Origin of the sequence: Streptomyces meridianus (genome assembly GCF_023703325.1) — a bacterium.
Taxonomy (GTDB): domain Bacteria; phylum Actinomycetota; class Actinomycetes; order Streptomycetales; family Streptomycetaceae; genus Streptomyces; species Streptomyces meridianus.
The window spans coordinates 95,900-112,544 of record NZ_JAMQGM010000008.1 but is presented as its reverse complement, the minus strand read 5'-3'; the positions used below and the strand labels follow the sequence as shown (position 1 = coordinate 112,544).

General features: G+C 70.3%; 13 protein-coding genes. 1 reads left to right on the top strand and 12 read right to left on the bottom strand.

Going from position 1 to position 16,645, the window contains the following annotated elements; all coding sequences use genetic code 11:
• Nucleotides 1–468 precede the first annotated feature (468 nt).
• Nucleotides 469–3,615 carry an isoleucine--tRNA ligase gene (gene ileS / locus M1E25_RS03690; protein WP_251409419.1) on the top strand — a complete coding sequence of 1,049 codons (3,147 nt, stop codon included), beginning with the start codon at nt 469–471 and terminating at the stop codon, nt 3,613–3,615.
• A gap of 190 nt (nt 3,616–3,805) precedes the next feature.
• On the opposite strand, the gene M1E25_RS03685 is transcribed toward ileS, so the two are convergent.
• The 12 genes from M1E25_RS03685 to M1E25_RS03630 form a co-directional block, all read right to left on the bottom strand.
• Nucleotides 3,806–4,972 carry a DivIVA domain-containing protein gene (locus M1E25_RS03685; RefSeq protein ID WP_251409416.1) on the bottom strand — a complete coding sequence of 389 codons (1,167 nt, stop codon included), beginning with the start codon at nt 4,970–4,972 and terminating at the stop codon, nt 3,806–3,808.
• Between the two features lie 49 nt (nt 4,973–5,021).
• On the bottom strand, nt 5,022–5,306 hold the full coding sequence (locus tag M1E25_RS03680; protein ID WP_251409413.1) for a YggT family protein: 285 nt from the start codon (nt 5,304–5,306) through the stop codon (nt 5,022–5,024).
• 64 nt (nt 5,307–5,370) lie between these two features.
• Nucleotides 5,371–6,012 (bottom strand): cell division protein SepF, encoded by a 642-nt coding sequence (locus tag M1E25_RS03675; protein WP_251409410.1) that lies wholly within the window; start codon nt 6,010–6,012, stop codon nt 5,371–5,373.
• 124 nt (nt 6,013–6,136) lie between these two features.
• On the bottom strand, nt 6,137–6,856 hold the full coding sequence (locus M1E25_RS03670) for a YggS family pyridoxal phosphate-dependent enzyme (protein WP_251409407.1): 720 nt from the start codon (nt 6,854–6,856) through the stop codon (nt 6,137–6,139).
• 3 nt (nt 6,857–6,859) lie between these two features.
• Nucleotides 6,860–7,615 carry a peptidoglycan editing factor PgeF gene (pgeF, locus tag M1E25_RS03665; RefSeq protein ID WP_251409404.1) on the bottom strand — a complete coding sequence of 252 codons (756 nt, stop codon included), beginning with the start codon at nt 7,613–7,615 and terminating at the stop codon, nt 6,860–6,862.
• Between the two features lie 41 nt (nt 7,616–7,656).
• Nucleotides 7,657–8,895: a cell division protein FtsZ gene (gene ftsZ, locus M1E25_RS03660; RefSeq protein WP_251409401.1), complete on the bottom strand. Its 1,239-nt coding sequence runs from the start codon at nt 8,893–8,895 to the stop codon at nt 7,657–7,659.
• A 274-nt stretch (nt 8,896–9,169) separates the two neighbouring features.
• Complete coding sequence (locus tag M1E25_RS03655; RefSeq protein ID WP_251409398.1) at nt 9,170–9,850, bottom strand: cell division protein FtsQ/DivIB; 681 nt, start codon at nt 9,848–9,850, stop codon at nt 9,170–9,172.
• 227 nt (nt 9,851–10,077) lie between these two features.
• Nucleotides 10,078–11,172: an undecaprenyldiphospho-muramoylpentapeptide beta-N-acetylglucosaminyltransferase gene (gene murG / locus M1E25_RS03650; RefSeq protein WP_251409395.1), complete on the bottom strand. Its 1,095-nt coding sequence runs from the start codon at nt 11,170–11,172 to the stop codon at nt 10,078–10,080.
• A 6-nt stretch (nt 11,173–11,178) separates the two neighbouring features.
• Complete coding sequence (gene ftsW, locus M1E25_RS03645; RefSeq protein WP_251409392.1) at nt 11,179–12,519, bottom strand: putative lipid II flippase FtsW; 1,341 nt, start codon at nt 12,517–12,519, stop codon at nt 11,179–11,181.
• Nucleotides 12,520–12,574: 55 nt separating this feature from the next.
• Nucleotides 12,575–14,089 (bottom strand): UDP-N-acetylmuramoyl-L-alanine--D-glutamate ligase, encoded by a 1,515-nt coding sequence (murD, locus tag M1E25_RS03640; protein WP_251409672.1) that lies wholly within the window; start codon nt 14,087–14,089, stop codon nt 12,575–12,577.
• Nucleotides 14,071–15,141: a phospho-N-acetylmuramoyl-pentapeptide-transferase gene (gene mraY, locus M1E25_RS03635; RefSeq protein ID WP_251409389.1), complete on the bottom strand. Its 1,071-nt coding sequence runs from the start codon at nt 15,139–15,141 to the stop codon at nt 14,071–14,073. The genes murD and mraY overlap by 19 nt, the downstream gene beginning before the upstream one ends.
• Nucleotides 15,138–16,580 (bottom strand): UDP-N-acetylmuramoyl-tripeptide--D-alanyl-D-alanine ligase, encoded by a 1,443-nt coding sequence (locus tag M1E25_RS03630; protein ID WP_251409386.1) that lies wholly within the window; start codon nt 16,578–16,580, stop codon nt 15,138–15,140. The genes mraY and M1E25_RS03630 overlap by 4 nt, the downstream gene beginning before the upstream one ends.
• Nucleotides 16,581–16,645: the final 65 nt, after the last annotated feature.

The window sequence follows — 16,645 nt, the reverse complement described above, 5'->3', positions numbered from 1 at the left end:
GTGCCTGCCGCGCACGGGATGCCACCCGGTCTGCCTGCGTCATGCCCCGGCATCGGGAAGCTAATCCGTTCGAGGGGCGGCAGCCCTGCCCGGTGGCCCCCGCCGCGGGCCCGGAGAAATCGAGTCGGCCACCGTCGGCTCCGCCCCGTACACTGGGCGCAGCGAAAGGCGTGGAAGGGGACGAGTAGCGCCGTACGCAGCCAGGGGCCCGCCGGCAGCGGCAGGTCCGAGCGACCCGGGGACGGTGCGAGCCCGGGGGCGTGCGCGGCGTGAAGATCACCCCGGAGCCGCCGGAAGAAAGCTCCTCGAGCGAGTAGACCCGGCTGCGCGACCCCAATGAGGGGGCCGCGGGTGCGTGCGAGCGCCCCACGGTCAAGGAGGGTGGTACCGCGGGAGCGCTTGCTCTCGTCCCTCCGACGGACAGCTCCACTCGAGAACCCCGAGTCCGCCGGAGGAAGAGAACCCCCGATGAAGCCGACGCAGTACCGTCAGGTGCCCGCCCAGGTCGACCTGCCCGCCCTCGAGCACGCCGTGCTCGACTTCTGGCGCGAGAACAAGGTCTTCGCCCGCTCCCTCGAGCAGTCCGAGGGCCGCCCCGAGTGGGTCTTCTACGAGGGGCCGCCGACCGCCAACGGCATGCCGGGCGCCCACCACATCGAGGCCCGGGTCTTCAAGGACGTGTTTCCCCGGTTCCGGACCATGCAGGGCTACCACGTGGGCCGCAAGGCCGGCTGGGACTGCCACGGCCTGCCGGTGGAGCTCGCCGTCGAGAAAGAGCTCGGCTTCAACGGCAAGAAGGACATCGAGGCCTTCGGCATCGCCGAGTTCAACGCCAAGTGCCGCGAGTCGGTGACCCGTCACACGGACGCCTTCACCGAGCTCACCACGCGCATGGGCTACTGGGTCGACCTCGACGACGCCTACCGCACCATGGACCCGCAGTACGTCCAGTCCGTGTGGTGGTCGCTCAAGGAGATCTTCGACAAGGGGCTGCTGGTCCAGGACCACCGCGTCGCCCCCTGGTGCCCCCGCTGCGGCACCGGCCTGTCCGACCACGAGCTCGCCCAGGGCTACGAGACGGTCGTCGACCCCTCGGTCTATGTCCGCTTCCCGCTCACCTCCGGCCCGCTCGCCGGTGAGGCGGCCCTGTTGGTCTGGACGACGACCCCCTGGACACTGGTCTCCAACACCGCGGTGGCCGCCCACCCCGACGTGACCTACGTGGTGGCCACCGATGGCCGGGAGAAGCTGGTCGTCGCCGAGCCCCTGCTGGAGAAGGCGCTGGGCGAGGGATGGCAGACCACCGGGCAGTCCTTCACCGGCGCCGAGATGGAGCGCTGGACCTACGAGCGCCCGTTCGCGCTCGTCGAGATCGAGAACGCCCACTTCGTGGTCAACGCCGAGTACGTCACCACGGACGACGGCACCGGCCTGGTCCACCAGTCCCCCGCCTTCGGTGAGGACGACCTCCGCGTCTGCCGTTCGTACGGCCTGCCCGTGGTCAACCCGGTGCGCCCGGACGGGACCTTCGAGGACGACCTGACACTCGTCGGCGGCCAGTTCTTCAAGAAGGCCGACGAGGCGCTCGTCGCCGATCTGCACGCCCGCGGCCTGCTGTTCCGGCACCTGCCGTACGAGCACAGCTACCCGCACTGCTGGCGCTGCCACACCGCGCTCCTCTACTACGCGCAGCCGTCCTGGTACATCCGCACCACCGCGATCAAGGACGCTCTGCTCCGCGAGAACGAGCGCACCAACTGGTTCCCGGAGTCGGTCAAGCACGGCCGCTTCGGCGACTGGCTGAACAACAACATCGACTGGGCCCTCTCCCGCAATCGCTACTGGGGCACCCCGCTGCCGGTCTGGCGCTGTGAGGAGAACCACCTCACCTGCGTCGGCTCGCTCGCCGAGCTCTCGGAGTTGACGGGCACCGATCAGAGCGGTCTCGACCCCCACCGCCCGTACATCGACGAGGTCACGTTCACCTGCACCGCCGAGGGCTGCTCGCTGACGGCGACACGGGTACCCGAGGTCATCGACGCCTGGTACGACTCGGGCGCCATGCCGTTCGCGCAGTGGGGCTACCCGTACCGCAACAAGGAGACCTTCGAGAAGCGCTACCCGGCGCAGTTCATCTCCGAGGCCATCGACCAGACCCGCGGCTGGTTCTACACGCTGATGGCGGTCGGCACCCTGGTGTTCGACAAGTCGTCGTACGAGAACGTGGTCTGCCTCGGCCACATCCTCGCCGAGGACGGCCGGAAGATGTCCAAGCACCTGGGCAACATCCTCCAGCCGATCCCGCTCATGGACCAGCACGGGGCCGACGCGGTCCGCTGGTTCATGGCAGCCGGCGGCTCGCCGTGGGCAGCGCGCCGGGTGGGCCACGGCACGATCCAGGAGGTGGTCCGCAAGACGCTCCTGACCTACTGGAACACCGTCGCCTTCCAGGCCCTCTACGCCCGGACGACCGGTTGGGCTCCGAGCGCGTCGGACCCGGCCCCGGCGGACCGGCCGCTGTTGGACCGCTGGCTGCTGAGCGAGCTGAACACGCTCGTCGAGCAGGTGACCGCGGCCATGGAGGGCTACGACACCCAGCGGGCCGGGAAGCTGCTGTCGGGCTTCGTCGACGACCTGTCGAACTGGTACGTGCGCCGGTCGCGCCGCCGGTTCTGGCAGGGTGACGCTGCCGCGCTGCGCACCCTCCACGAGTCGATCGAGACCGTCACGCGTCTGATGGCGCCGCTGGTGCCGTTCATCACCGAACGCGTGTGGCAGGACCTGGTCGTGCCCGTCACTGCGGAGGTGCCGGACTCGGTGCACCTCACGCAGTGGCCGGTGGCCGACACCTCGGCCGTCGACCCGGAGCTGTCCCGGCAGATGGCGTTGGTGCGCCGCCTGGTCGAACTGGGCCGGGCCACGCGGGCGGAGTCCGGGGTGAAGACCAGGCAGCCGCTGTCACGGGCGCTGGTGGCAGCAGCCGGGTTCGAGACGCTTGACGGTGAACTCCGGGCGCAGATCGCCGAGGAGCTGAACGTCACGGAGTTGGCATCGCTCTCCGGTGTGGGCGGATCGCTGGTCGACACCACCGCCAAGGCGAACTTCCGCGCCCTCGGCCGTCGCTTCGGCAAGGGCGTGCAGGCGGTGGCCAAGGCGGTGGCCGGAGCGGACGCCGCGGCGCTGTCGCGGGCACTGCGCGAGGGCACGGCCTCGGTGGAGGTGGACGGGGAGACGGTCGCACTCTCTCCCGACGAGGTGATCATCACCGAGACTCCGCGCGAGGGCTGGTCGGTGGCATCCGACTCGGGTGCCACTGTGGCGCTCGATCTGGAGATCACGCCGGAACTGCGGCGTGCGGGTCTCGCCCGGGACGCCATCCGGCTCATCCAGGAGGCGCGCAAGAACAGCGGTCTGGACGTAGCGGACCGCATCCTGGTCCGCTGGGAGGCAACCGCCGCCGAGACGGCCGAGGCGTTGACGGAGCACTCCGGACTGATTGCCGACGAGGTCCTGGCCGACGAGCTGGCCACGGGTCAGGCCGACGGCCCGTACGGCGAGCCCTTCTCGGACGAGGCGCTCGGCCTGGTCTTCCGCCTCCGCAAGAGCGAGAAGTGACCGGCTGACACCACGGCGGGGCCGGACACCGGTTGTCCGGTGTCCGGCCCCGCCGTCGTCGCATCCGCCGGCCCACGCCGAACCGGAGCCGTGAACCACGACACGGTCCCGAACACGACATGGGCCGGGCCCCCGATCTCTCGGGGGCCCGGCCCATGTCTTGCCGACAGACACTGCGCCTAAGGCGCGATCAGTTGTCGTCCTCGTCGATCAGGAAGCCGCGCATCGGGGACGGAGCCTGCTGCATCGGCTGCTGGCCCTGCGGCCGCACCGGAGCCATCGGCTGGGTCATCGCCGGCGACATCTGCTGCTGACCGCCGTAGCCGGACGGACCGCCGGACGGACCGTGGCCCCCATGACCGCCCATGGACTGCTGTCCGCCCATGGTGTGGCCCATGGGCCCAGCTCCCGCGCCGGCCATCGACGGCGACGGCGGCAGGGACGGAGCGGCCGGGGTGCGGGGCGGAGCCAGCGAATCGTCGGTCTGGCTCTCCAGCTGACGCAGCTGGCTCTCCAGGTACGACTTCAGACGGGTCCGGTACTCGCGCTCGAAGCCGCGCAGGTCCTCGACCTTGCGCTCCAGCGTGGCGCGGGCGGACTCGAGGGACCCCATCGCGACCCGGTGCTTCTCCTGGGCGTCCCGCTCGAGGGCGTCGGCCTTGGCGCGGGCGTCCCGCTCCAGACCCTCGGCGCGGGAACGAGCCTCGCCGACGATCTTGTTCGCCTCGGAACGGGCCTCCGCGATCGCCTGGTCTGCGGTCTGCTGGGCCAGCGACAGCACGCGAGCGGCGCCGCCGTCGTTGCCTCCGGGGCCGCCCTGCGGGCCGCCGTGCGGCTGCATGTGCTGACCGGGACCGCCCATCGGGCCGCCCATGGGGCCACCCGGGCCCATCGGACCGGGCCCGTGCTGGCCCTGGGGTCCGTGGCCCTGGGGGTGCCCCTGGGGTCCGTGGCCCTGGGGTCCGTGGCCCTGGGGCCCGTGGCCCTGGGGTCCGTGGCCCTGGGGCCCGTGGCCACCGGGACCGGCAGGCAGCTGGGGTGCTCCACCCGGCAGCTGGGGCGGGCCCATCTGCTGCTGGGGCGGCACCGGCTGCGGGCCCGATATGGCCGGGGGTCCCGGAGGGCCGGGACGATCTTGCTGCTCGGGCGGTTTGCGCATGCCCTGCTGCTGACTCTGCGCGGCGGCGCGGGTGGCCGCAGCGAGCTTGGCCCGGAGGTCCTCGTTCTCGCGCAGCAGCCGGGTCAGCTCTGCTTCGACCTCGTCGAGGAAGGCATCGACCTCGTCCTCGTCATAGCCTTCTCGGAGACGGACGGTTGTGAACTGCTTGTTCCGCACGTCCTCGGGGCTCAGCGGCATCTCTTCTTCACCTCAACGTAGTCGTCGGCAATCGGCAAGACCGTATCGTTCACAGCCGGCTCACGACCGTGATCAGAATGTAGACAATGATCATCAGAACGAAGAAGGACAGGTCGAGCGCCACGCCCCCGAGACGCAGCGGCGGTATGAACCGCCGCAGAAGCTTGAGTGGCGGATCGGTGACAGTGTAAGTGGCCTCGAGGACCACAACCATCGCCTTCCCGGGTTGCCACGAACGAGCGAACTGGAAGACATAGTCCATGACCAGTCGGAAGATCAGTACGACCAGGAAGCACATCAGCACGATGTAGATCACCTGTTGTGCGATGCCCATCTCGTGGCTTCCCTCTCCCCGTGCTCGCGGTCGGCCTGCGGCCGTGGTGTAACGATGTTGCGTCTCAGCTCTGGTTGAAGAACCCGCCCTCTGCGATCCGGGCCTTGTCCTCCGCCGTGACATCGACGTTAGCAGGCGACAGGAGGAACACCTTCTGCGTCACCCGCTCAATACTCCCATGGAGACCGAACACCAAACCCGCCGCAAAGTCGACAAGTCGCTTCGCGTCGGTGTCGTCCATCTCCGTCAGATTCATGATCACCGGAGTGCCCTCACGGAAGTGTTCCCCGATGGTACGGGCCTCGTTGTAGGTCCTGGGGTGCAGCGTGGTGATCCGGTACGGCTCCCGGTCGGACACGACTTTGGGCATGATCACCGGTGCGTTCTTCTCCAGACTCTGACGTTCGGATGTGATGGACGCCACGGGGGCGATCCGTCCGGGTCGTGCGGTTTCGCCGCCCAGCGCCATCGGCTCGCGGGGCGCGGGCGGCTGAGCGACCCGCACCGGCTCCTCCGGCTGGGACCGCTCGGGCTGGTGGAGCTGGTGCTGCCGGCGCAGCCGCTCGGGCTCCCCTCCGGCATGACCACCGGGCGCCACCCCCAGCTCGGGCTCGAACTCGTCGTCGGGGTCGAACCCCCGGCCGTCGTACCCATCGTCCTCCACGAGGCCGAGGTAGACCGCCATCTTGCGCATCGCGCCGGCCATTCTCTGCGTCCTCCGCTCTGTGGTGGATCGGCTCCGTCACCGGGCGCCCAGGATCCACGCGGCCAGCCCGCTGATCTGCGGGAATGACCATATTTTCTGCTGTGGTCCGACTTGTTTCGCGACGTTACCGGAGCCGGGGTCGGACTCCGAGTACCGCAGTGCCGACGCGCACATGTGTCGCTCCCGCCAGCACGGCTTCCTCGAGGTCGTTACTCATCCCTGCGGAGACCATGTTCGCAGCAGGATGCTCCGCGCGCATGCAGGATGCGATTTCCATCAGCCTCTCGAACGCCGCGAGTTGACGGCCCGCGTACGGCCCCGACAAAGGTGCGACCGTCATCACGCCCTCGAGGCGCAGCCCTTCGGCGGCCGCGACCGCATCGGCCAGCTGCGCCACGGCATTTGGCGCGGCACCCCCTCGGCTCCCGGTCTCCCCCGACTCCGCGTCCAGGGCGACCTGGATCAGGCACCCGAGCTCCCGCCCGGCCCGGGCCGCGGCGCCCGCAAGTGCGTCGACAAGCTTCAGACGGTCGACGGACTGCACCATGTGGGCATAACCGGCCACCGAACGAACCTTGTTGGTTTGCAGTTGCCCCACGAAGTGCCATTCAAGCGGCAAGTCCGAACATTCGGCAGCCTTCGGCGCAGCCTCCTGGTCACGGTTCTCCGCGACGTGCCGGACGCCGAGTCCGGCGAGCAGCCGGACGTCGCTCGCCGGATAGGTCTTGGTGACGACGATGAGCGTCACCTCGTCCCGCTCTCGGCCGGCGGCGGCGCAGGCGGCGGAGATCCGCTCCTCCACGTGTGCCAGGTTCGCGGCCAGTTCCGCCCTGCGATCACTCACGGCTCAACCGCCCAACCAGACATAGCTCGCGAGGCGGCCGGTCGTCCGCTCCCGCCGGTAGGAGAAATGGTCCGTGGACTCCAGGGTGCAGATCCGCGGCTCCGCCTCCGCCTCGACGCCGACGGCGGCGAGCTGGGCCCGCACACCGGCAACCACGTCCACCGCCGGAGTGCCCTGCCGGGTGGTCGCCCAGGCCTCGGGGACCACTGCGGCGACGTCGGCCCTCATCGTCTCCGGGACCTCGTAGCACAGTCCGCAGACCGCAGGCCCGGTGCGGGCCGTGATACGGCCGGGTTCGGCCCCCAGGGTCAGCATCGCCTCGATCGCGGCGGGGACCACCCCCGCCACCAGCCCGGGTCGCCCGGCATGGGCGGCGGCGGCCACACCCGCCACCGGGTCGGCGAGCAGGACCGGGACGCAGTCCGCGGTGAGAACGGCAAGTGCCAGCCCCCGGGTCGCGGTCACCACGGCATCGACGGCCGGGATCTCCGGAGAGTGTCCGGCGTCGTCCGCGGAGCCCTCCCAGGGCCCCTCGACCACCGCGACATCCCGGCCGTGCACCTGGTTCATCCAGACCACCCGGGCCGGGTCGATCCCCAGCGCCTCCGCGGCGAGACGGCGGTTCGCCAGCACTGCGGCCGGGTCGTCCCCCACGGCACCGCCGAGGTTGAGCCGGTCATACGGAGCGGCGCTCACTCCGCCCCACCGGTCGGTGAACGCGAAGTGCGCGCCGCTCGCTTCGTACTTCTGCCCTATCACGTGATTCAGATCGCTCGGAACAATGGGTCTCGGTATCCGGCTTACTTCAGGAAGTCGGGAACGTCCAGCTCCTCGGCTTCACTGTCCTGGTACAGGCGGGCCGGCGGCACGGGTGCGACGGGGGGAGCCGGCCGTGCGTCGTCGCCGGTCGCCTCGGCCCGCTCCGTCTCGCCGTCTCGCGGGCTGAGACTGCCGAGACCGCCGAACACGGAGCCCGTGTCCCCGCCCGTGGAAGCGGTGGAGGGCTGGCTTCCGGCACTACCCGACCGGTCCGGGTTGTCGTCGCGGCCGCCGTACGAACCCAGGACCTTGTCGCGGTTCTTCGGCGGCGGCTGGCCACCGTCGAATCCGGCGGCGATGACGGTCACCCGCACCTCGTCTCCCAGGGCGTCGTCGATCACGGCGCCGAAGATGATGTTGGCCTCGGGGTGTGCGGCCTCGCTCACGAGCTGCGCGGCCTCGTTGATCTCGAACAGGCCGAGGTCGGAGCCACCGGAGATCGAGAGCAGGACACCGCGGGCGCCGTCGATGGACGCTTCGAGCAGCGGGGAGGAGATGGCCATCTCCGCGGCGGCCACCGCCCGGTCGTCCCCGCGCGCCGAGCCGATGCCCATGAGCGCCGAGCCGGCCTCCGACATCACGGACTTCACGTCCGCGAAGTCGAGGTTGATCAGGCCGGGGGTGGTGATGAGGTCGGTGATGCCCTGCACACCGGACAGCAGGACCTGGTCCGCGGACTTGAACGCGTCCAGGACGCTGACCTGACGGTCCGAAATGGACAGCAGGCGGTCGTTCGGGATGACGATGAGGGTGTCGACCTCGTCGCGCAAGCCGGCGATGCCGTCCTCGGCCTGGTTCGCGCGCCGCCGCCCCTCGAAGGTGAACGGACGGGTGACCACGCCGATCGTCAGAGCGCCGAGCGAGCGGGCGATGTTGGCGACGACGGGTGCCCCGCCGGTGCCCGTCCCGCCGCCTTCACCGGCGGTGACGAAGACCATGTCGGCCCCCTTGAGGACCTCCTCGATCTCCTCGCGGTGGTCCTCGGCCGCCTTGCGGCCGACATCGGGATTCGCGCCTGCGCCCAGGCCACGGGTGAGTTCGCGACCGACGTCGAGCTTGACGTCCGCGTCGCTCATCAGCAGGGCCTGTGCATCGGTGTTGATCGCGATGAACTCGACGCCCTTGAGACCGACCTCGATCATCCGGTTGATGGCATTGACGCCACCGCCGCCGATACCGACGACCTTGATGACTGCGAGGTAGTTCTGCGGTGCTGCCACGTCGAAGGCCTCTCGCCTCGAGTTACGTGTCCGCGCCCCGGGTTGCCTCGGTACGCCGACTGATGCCATGGGCCGGTCCGAAACGCCGACCCGAACCCTCACGGTGAAGTTCAGGGTTACCAACGTGTCCGGTCCTGGGACTCCTCGGACGAGACACTAGGTCGACACGTGCTTCGCGTACAACGAACACGCCGAACCTCCCGCTTTTCTTTTCACCCTATGTGATCAAGCGGATCACTGGCCAACCCGGGTGAAGGAAGACCCACCGAACAGGTCAACTCTTCGACACCGCAGGAGCGTTGGGGGCGCTGACATCGAAGTGATCGGCGCCCGGCTCGAGCTTTGTCAACGCGAGGAGCGTCGTCGCCTTGACGTCCGTACGCTCGCTGCTGCCCCAGTCGACCGTACGACCGTCGGACAACTCGAGCGCAAGGGAGTCGTAGGAGCCGATGGCGACGACCCTCGTGCGGCGGCGCAGTTCCGCGGGCAGCTCCGAGGCGACACCCGCCGCCTCCCGCCGGAGGCGATCCGCCCCGAACCGCTTCCGCCCCGGTGACGACGAAGTGTCCGACTCCAGCAGTGGAATGCCCCGGGGGGCGCGGTCCACCAAGGCGTAACGGACGCCCCGGGCGTCGACTTCGACGTATTTTCCGCCCTTTCTGATCAGGACCGCCGGCTTCCGCTCCCGGATTGTGAGCTCGACCGTGTGCGGCCACCGCTTCCCGACCTGCACCGACTCGATGCGCGGGAGCTTCGCCGCCAGCGCTGCCGCGACCGCGTCCGGGCCGACCGCGGCCAACGGGACGCCCGGGGCGGCCCCGGATGCCTCGGCGGCCGCACGGACCTCACGTGGCGTCAGAACCCGCGTACCGGAGACCCGGACGTTCTCCACCCGCACCCAGTCCGAGGCGTGGAGAACCCAAACCCCCGCACCGGTGAGGACGGTGGCGACCACCGTCGCGATGACAAGCGTCCGGCGCCGCGGCAACCGCAGTCGTCGGCCGGGAGGCCGGCCGGCCGACGATGCGCCCCCCGCAGCACCCTGCACCTTCGTCGGCCCGGCCACGCTCCCTGCCTTCCCGGCGCCCCGTCGGCGCCCCCGTACGGCCGCTGGGTCCTGTTTGTGTGACAGAAGCTCCGTCCGCCCCCGGGCGGGGCCGGACGGAGCTTTCACAACAGGCCCTACCCTTCCCGGCCCGCCGCGATCGCCTCGTACACCATGCCGACGAGGAGTTCGTCGGCGTCACGGCGGCCGAACTCGGCGGCCCGCCGTGACATCTCGTATGTCCGGTGCGGGTCGGTGAGCACGGGAAGCACGTGGGACTGGACCCACTCGGGGGTGAGCTCCGCGTCGTCGACCAGCAGGCCGCCGCCGGCTTTCACCACCGGCTGGGCGTTGAGCCGCTGCTCGCCGTTGCCGATGGGCAGCGGAACGTAGGCGGCGGGGAGCCCGACGGCGGAGAGCTCGGCGACGGTCATCGCGCCCGCGCGGCAGAGCATCATGTCGGCCGCGGCGTACGCGAGGTCCATCCGGTCCAGGTACGGAACCGGAACGTACGGCGGCATGCCCGACATGTTGTCGACCTGCGGGAGCTCGTTCTTCGGGCCGACCGCGTGGAGGACCTGCACCCCGGCCCGCTGCAGCATCGGAACGACGGCCTGGGTGACCTCGTTCAGGCGCCGGGCGCCCTGCGATCCGCCGGACACCAGCAGCGTCGGCAGGTTGAGGTCGAGCCCGAACGCGTTGCGCGCCTCGGAGCGGGCGGCGGAACGGTCGAGGGTCGCGATCGCCCGGCGCAGCGGAATGCCGATGTAGCGGGCTCCGCGCAGCTTGCTGTCCGGCGTGCTCACGGCCACGAACCTGGCGTAGCGGGAGCCGATCTTGTTGGCCAGTCCGGGCCGGGCGTTGGCCTCGTGCACGATGATCGGCACACCGAGCCGCTTGGCCGCCAGATAACCCGGCAGAGCCACGTACCCGCCGAAGCCGACCACGCAGTCGGCCTTGGTGCGCTCCAGGATCTCCTCGGCGGCCCTGATGGTGCCGCGCAGCCGCCCCGGAACCGTGATCAGCTCGGGAGTGGGCTTGCGGGGAAGCGGCACGGCCGGGATCAGGCCGAGCTCGTAGCCCCGCTCGGGGACCAGCTTCGTCTCGAGTCCGCGCTCCGTGCCGAGGGCCGTGATTCCCACGTGCGGATCCTGCCTCCGCAGGGCGTCCGCGAGGGCGAGCGCGGGCTCGATGTGGCCGGCGGTACCTCCACCGGCGAGTACGACATGCACCGAAATTCACCGCTCTCCGGACAGACGCTCCTTGATGCGCCGTCTCATCGTCTTCCGTCCCACTCCAGCCGGCCGTCTTCTCACGGCCGGCTGCCGCATGGCAAGCGCCGCCCGCGCAGCGGGCTCGTTGCGCGCGAACGCGATCAGCAGCCCGATGGCGGACATCGTCGGCAGCAGGGCGGAACCTCCGTAGGAGAACAGCGGGAGGGGGACCCCGGCGATCGGAAGCAGCCCGAGCACCGCACCGACGTTGATCACGGCCTGGGCCGTGATCCAGGTGGTCACACCTCCCGCGGCGTACCTCACGAAGGGGTCCTCCGTGCGTCCGGCCACGCGGATACCCGCATAGCCTAGAGCGGCGAAGAGGGCGAGCACCGACAGCGTCCCCGCCAGGCCGAGTTCCTCCCCCGTCACGGCGAAGATGAAGTCGGTGTGCGGTTCGGGTAGTTGGCCCCATTTCTCCGAACTTGCACCGAGCCCTGATCCGAACAGCCCGCCGGACGCCAGGGCCCAGATTCCGTGGACCGCCTGCCAGCAGCGGTCGTCCGGACCTGGATCCGTCGCCCCGAGGCAGGCGAGCCGCGCCATCCGGTTCTCACTGGTCCTGATGAACACCAGGGCGATCAGCCCTGCACCGGCCAGCACCCCGCCGAACAGCCGGGTAGGGGCCCCGGCCAGCCACAGCAGGCCGAAGAGGATCGCGGTCAGGATGATAGCCGTGCCCATGTCGCCCCCCAGCATGATCAGCCCCAGGAGGACGAAGGCAGCCGGCACCAGCGGCACCAGCAGGTGCTTCCACTGGTTCAGAAGCCGCTTGTCCTGCTTGCGCGCGAGCAGGTCGGCACCCCAGAGGACGAGGGCGAGCTTGCCGAATTCGCTGGGCTGGAGCTGGAAAGGGCCGCCGAGCTGGAGCCAGTTGCGGTTTCCTCCGACCGTCTGACCCACGCCCGGCACCTGGACCAGGCACATCAGCACCAGGGAGAGGGCGAGCAGCGGATACGCCAGCAGCCGGTGGGTACGGATCCGCAACCGGGATGCCCCCAGCAGCAGAACGGCCCCGATGCCGGCGGCCAGCAGTTGCTTGCGGAAGTAGTACGTGGAGGGCAGGCCGGACCGCAGCGCCTCGATCTGCGAGGACGAGAAGACCATCACCAGGCCCAGGACGGTCAGCAGCAGACCGGCGCCGATGATCACGTAATACGCGGTCAACGGCCGGTCCCAGGCCCGCCGGGCGCGGGTGTGCAGCTGCCGGAGGCCGCCGAACGCCCTGCCGCGCGGGGCCCCGGGGGTGCTGCTGTCCCCACCCGCGGGGCGGGTCGGTGCGGGCCGGGCCGTCCGAGCCGTCATGTCCCCTCCACTCCCTGTGCTGCAATGATCGCTCACGGCACGAGAGGAGGTCCGGCTAGTGTTCCGCTCCCCCGTGCGCGGCCTCGAGGTCGCGCACCGCTTCCGCGAACGCCTCGCCCCGTCTGCCGTAGTTGACGAACATGTCCATCGACGCGCAGGCCGGGGCGAGTAGGACGGTGTCCCCCGGGCGGGCGAGCCCTGCCGCCTCCCGCACGGCCTCGGCCATCGCCCCAGTGTCGGTCCGTTCGAGGTCCACGACCGGGAGATCGGGGGCGTGTCGCGCGAGGGCTTCACGGATCAGAGCCCGGTCGGCACCCATCAGGACGGCGGCCCTGAGGTGCTTGACCGAAGCGAGGACGAGTTCGTCGAAGGTGGCGCCCTTGGCGAGTCCGCCGGCGATCCAGACGATGTTCTCGTAGGCCGCCAAGGACGCCTCGGCGGCATGGGTGTTGGTGGCCTTCGAGTCGTCGACGTAGGCCACTCCGCCGACATCGGCGACGTGCGCGATGCGGTGGGCGTCGGGAGTGAAGGCCCGCAGGCCGTCCCGTACGGCCCGGGGACGCACGCCGAACGCGCGGGCCAGGGCGGCGGCCGCCAGGGCGTTGGCGATGTTGTGCGGGGCGGCGGGCGTGACGTCCCCGATCTCGGCGAGTTCCTGGGCGTGGGTGCGCCGGTAACGGGCCAGTTCCGCGGGGCTCCGCTCCGGCTGTGACCGGCTGCCGTCCTCCGTGTCGTCGGGGGAGGCGAAGGCCCGGTCGACGAGGATGCCCTCGACGACGCCGAGTTGGCCCGGCGCGGGGGTGCCGAGAGTGAAGCCGACCGCACGGCAGCCCTCTTCGACGTCGGCCTCCCGGACCAGGTCCTCGGTGGCGGGATCGGCGACGTTGTAGACACAGGCGATCCGGTTGCCCTCGTAGATGCGGCCCTTGTCGGCGGCGTACGCCGCCATGGAGCCGTGCCAGTCGAGGTGGTCCGGGGCCAGGTTGAGCACCACGGCGGAGTGGGCACGCACGCTGGGCGCCCAGTGCAGCTGGTAGCTGGAGAGTTCGACGGCGAGCACGTCGTACTGATCGCCGTCCTCGCGCTGTTCGGCGAGGACCGCGTCGAGCAGGGAGACGCCGATGTTGCCGACGGCAGCGGTGCGCAGCCCCGCGGCCTCCAGGATGGAGGCCAGCATCTGCACCGTGGTGGTCTTGCCGTTGGTGCCGGTGACCGCGAGCCACGGCGCCGCGTCCGGGCCGCGCAGCCGCCAAGCGAGTTCGACGTCGCCCCAGACCGGTACGCCTGCCTCGGCAGCGGCCCGGAACAGCGGCTTGGCGGGCTTCCATCCGGGGGCGGTGACGATCAGGTCCGTGCCCTCGGGGAGGGTGTCGCCGTCGCCGAGGCGCACGGTGGCACCCAGCGCCTCCAGTTCGGCCGCCTGGGCCCGGGCCCGCTCGTCGTCGCCGTCGTTGACCACCGTCACCCGGGCCCCGAAGCCCCGCAGCACACGGGCTGCAGGGACCCCGGAGACGCCGAGTCCCGCGACGGTGACGTGCCGGTCCTTCCAGTTCACTTCTTGGCCGCCCAGCCGGCATAGAACAGACCGAGGCCCACGATCACGCACATGCCCTGAATGATCCAGAACCTGACCACGACCAGCACCTCGGTCCAGCCTTTGAGCTCGAAGTGGTGCTGGAGCGGCGCCATCCGGAAGACCCGCTTCCCAGTGAGCCGGAAGGAGCCGACCTGGATCACCACGGACATGGTGATCAGCACGAACAGGCCGCCCAGGAGGGCGAGCAGCAACTCGGTGCGGGAGCAGATCGCCAGACCGGCGAGGGCTCCGCCGAGCGCGAGGGAGCCGGTGTCCCCCATGAAGATCTTGGCGGGCGAGGTGTTCCACCACAGGAAGCCGAAGCAGGCGCCCATCAGGGCGGAGGCGACGACGGCGAGGTCGAGCGGGTCACGGACCTCGAAGCAGGCGCCGGGGTTGGTCAGGGTCTGCGCGTTGGCGCAGGACTCCTGGTACTGCCACACGCCGATGAACGTGTAGGCACCGAAGACCATGACCGAGGCGCCGGTGGCCAGACCGTCGAGTCCGTCGGTGAGGTTCACGCCGTTCGACATGGCCAGGATCATGAACAGCGCCCAGAGCGTGAAGATCACGGGGCCGAAGGACCAGCCGAAGTCCTGCATGAAGGACAGCTTGTCGGATGCCGGGGTCTGGCCGCGTGCGTCGGCGAAGTTCAGCGAGAGAACTGCGAACGCGATGCCGACGATCAGCTGTCCGGCCATCTTCGCCTTGGCCCGCAAGCCGAGGCTGCGCTGCTTGATGATCTTGATGTAGTCGTCGAGGAAGCCGACGAGGCCCATGCCCGCCATCAGGAAGAGCACCAGCACGCCCGAGAACGTCGGGTCGTTGCCCGTGATGACCTTGGTCAGGGCGTAGGCCGCCAGGGTGGCCAGGATGAAGGCGATGCCGCCCATGGTCGGCGTGCCACGCTTGCTGTGGTGGTCGCGCGGGCCGTCGTCACGGATGAACTGTCCGTATCCCTTGCGGGCGAGCAGACGGATCAGAAGCGGAGTGCCGATCAGGGACAGGAACAGCCCGAGCACTCCGGAGAAGAGGATCTGCCTCATCGACCGGCGACCTCACCCTCGCCCGTGCCGGCCTGCAACGCCGCCGCGACACTCTCCAGACCCACCGACCGGGACGCCTTCACCAGCACGATGTCTCCCGGACGCAGTTCCCTGCGCAACAGGTCGATCGCCGCCTGCGCGTCGGACACGTGCACCGACTCCTCACCCCACGAACCCTCGTTCTTGGCGCCCATGTCGAGCCATGCGGCCTCCTGGCCGCCCACCGCCACGAGCTTGCTGACGTTGAGCCGGACGGCCAGCCGTCCGACCGCGTCGTGCTCGGCGAGCGACTCCTCACCGAGCTCGGCCATCAGGCCGAGCACCGCCCACGTACGACCCCCCTGTGCCTTGCCGGCCTCACTCATGGCGACCAGCGCGCGCAGCGCAGCTCGCATCGAGTCGGGGTTCGCGTTGTAGGCGTCGTTGACGATCGTCACGCCGTCCGGGCGCTCGGTGACCTCCATCCGCCAGCGGGAGAGCTGTCCCGCTTCGGAGAGCGCCACGGCGATCTCGTCCACGGGCATGCCCAACTCCTGGGCGACGGCGGCCGCGGCAAGCGCGTTCGACACGTGGTGCTCACCGTACAGCTGCAAGGTCACGTCACTGCACCCGGTGGGTGTTCGAAGCGTGAAGGACGGCCGGCCGTGCACCAGCCGGACGTTCTCGGCGCGTACGTCGGCGTCCTCGGCCTCGCCGTAGAGGACGGTCCGGGCCTTCGTGCGGGAGGCCATCGCGCGGACGTGGGGGTCGTCGGCGTTGAGGACCGCGACCCCCCCGTCCGCCGCGGAGGGCAGTGCCTCGACCAACTCGCCCTTCGCCAGGGCGATCTGCTCCCGGCCGCCGAACTCGCCGATGTGCGCGGTGCCGACGTTCAGCACCACACCGATGCGCGGCGGGGTGAGTTCGGCGAGGTAGCGGATGTGGCCGACCCCGCGGGCGCCCATCTCCAGCACCAGGTGCGCGGTGGACTCGTCGGCGCGCAGCGCGGTGACGGGCAGGCCGATCTCGTTGTTGAGGTTCCCGGCCGGCCAGACGGTCGGGCCGCGGCGCTGGAGCAGCTGCGCGATGAGGTCCTTGGTGCTCGTCTTGCCGACCGAGCCCGTCAGTCCGACGACGGTGGTGCCGATCCGTTCGACGACGGCGCGGGCCAGCGCCCCCAGCGCCTTCTCGACGTCGTCGACGACGATGGCGGGCACGGGGGCACCGGGCCCTCCGACGGGGTGGGTGGCCAGGACCGCGACGGCACCGTCCTCGACCGCCTTGCGGGCGAAGTCGTGGCCGTCCACGCGTTCACCGCGGAAGGCGGCGAAGAGACCGCCCGGCACCACGGCGCGGGAGTCGTACACGACGGGTCCGGTGACCAGCAGGGCGGAGTCGGGTATGTCGTGCTGCCGGCCTCCGACGATGCCGGCGATCTCGGCGAGCGAGAGCGGGATCACCGGTCACCCCCGGCGGCAGGGTCGCGCAAATCCCGGCTGAAGCAGTGTGCGTGCATGTCCGTCCG

What these genes read in the sequence shown, in the direction of transcription:
- ileS (WP_251409419.1), top strand. Translation starts at nt 469, where the DNA reads ATGAAGCCGACGCAGTACCGTCAGGTGCCCGCCCAGGTCGACCTGCCC.
- M1E25_RS03685 (WP_251409416.1), bottom strand. Translation starts at nt 4,972, where the DNA reads ATGCCGCTGAGCCCCGAGGACGTGCGGAACAAGCAGTTCACAACCGTC.
- M1E25_RS03680 (WP_251409413.1), bottom strand. Translation starts at nt 5,306, where the DNA reads ATGGGCATCGCACAACAGGTGATCTACATCGTGCTGATGTGCTTCCTG.
- M1E25_RS03675 (WP_251409410.1), bottom strand. Translation starts at nt 6,012, where the DNA reads ATGGCCGGCGCGATGCGCAAGATGGCGGTCTACCTCGGCCTCGTGGAG.
- ftsW (WP_251409392.1), bottom strand. Translation starts at nt 12,519, where the DNA reads ATGACGGCTCGGACGGCCCGGCCCGCACCGACCCGCCCCGCGGGTGGG.
- mraY (WP_251409389.1), bottom strand. Translation starts at nt 15,141, where the DNA reads ATGAGGCAGATCCTCTTCTCCGGAGTGCTCGGGCTGTTCCTGTCCCTG.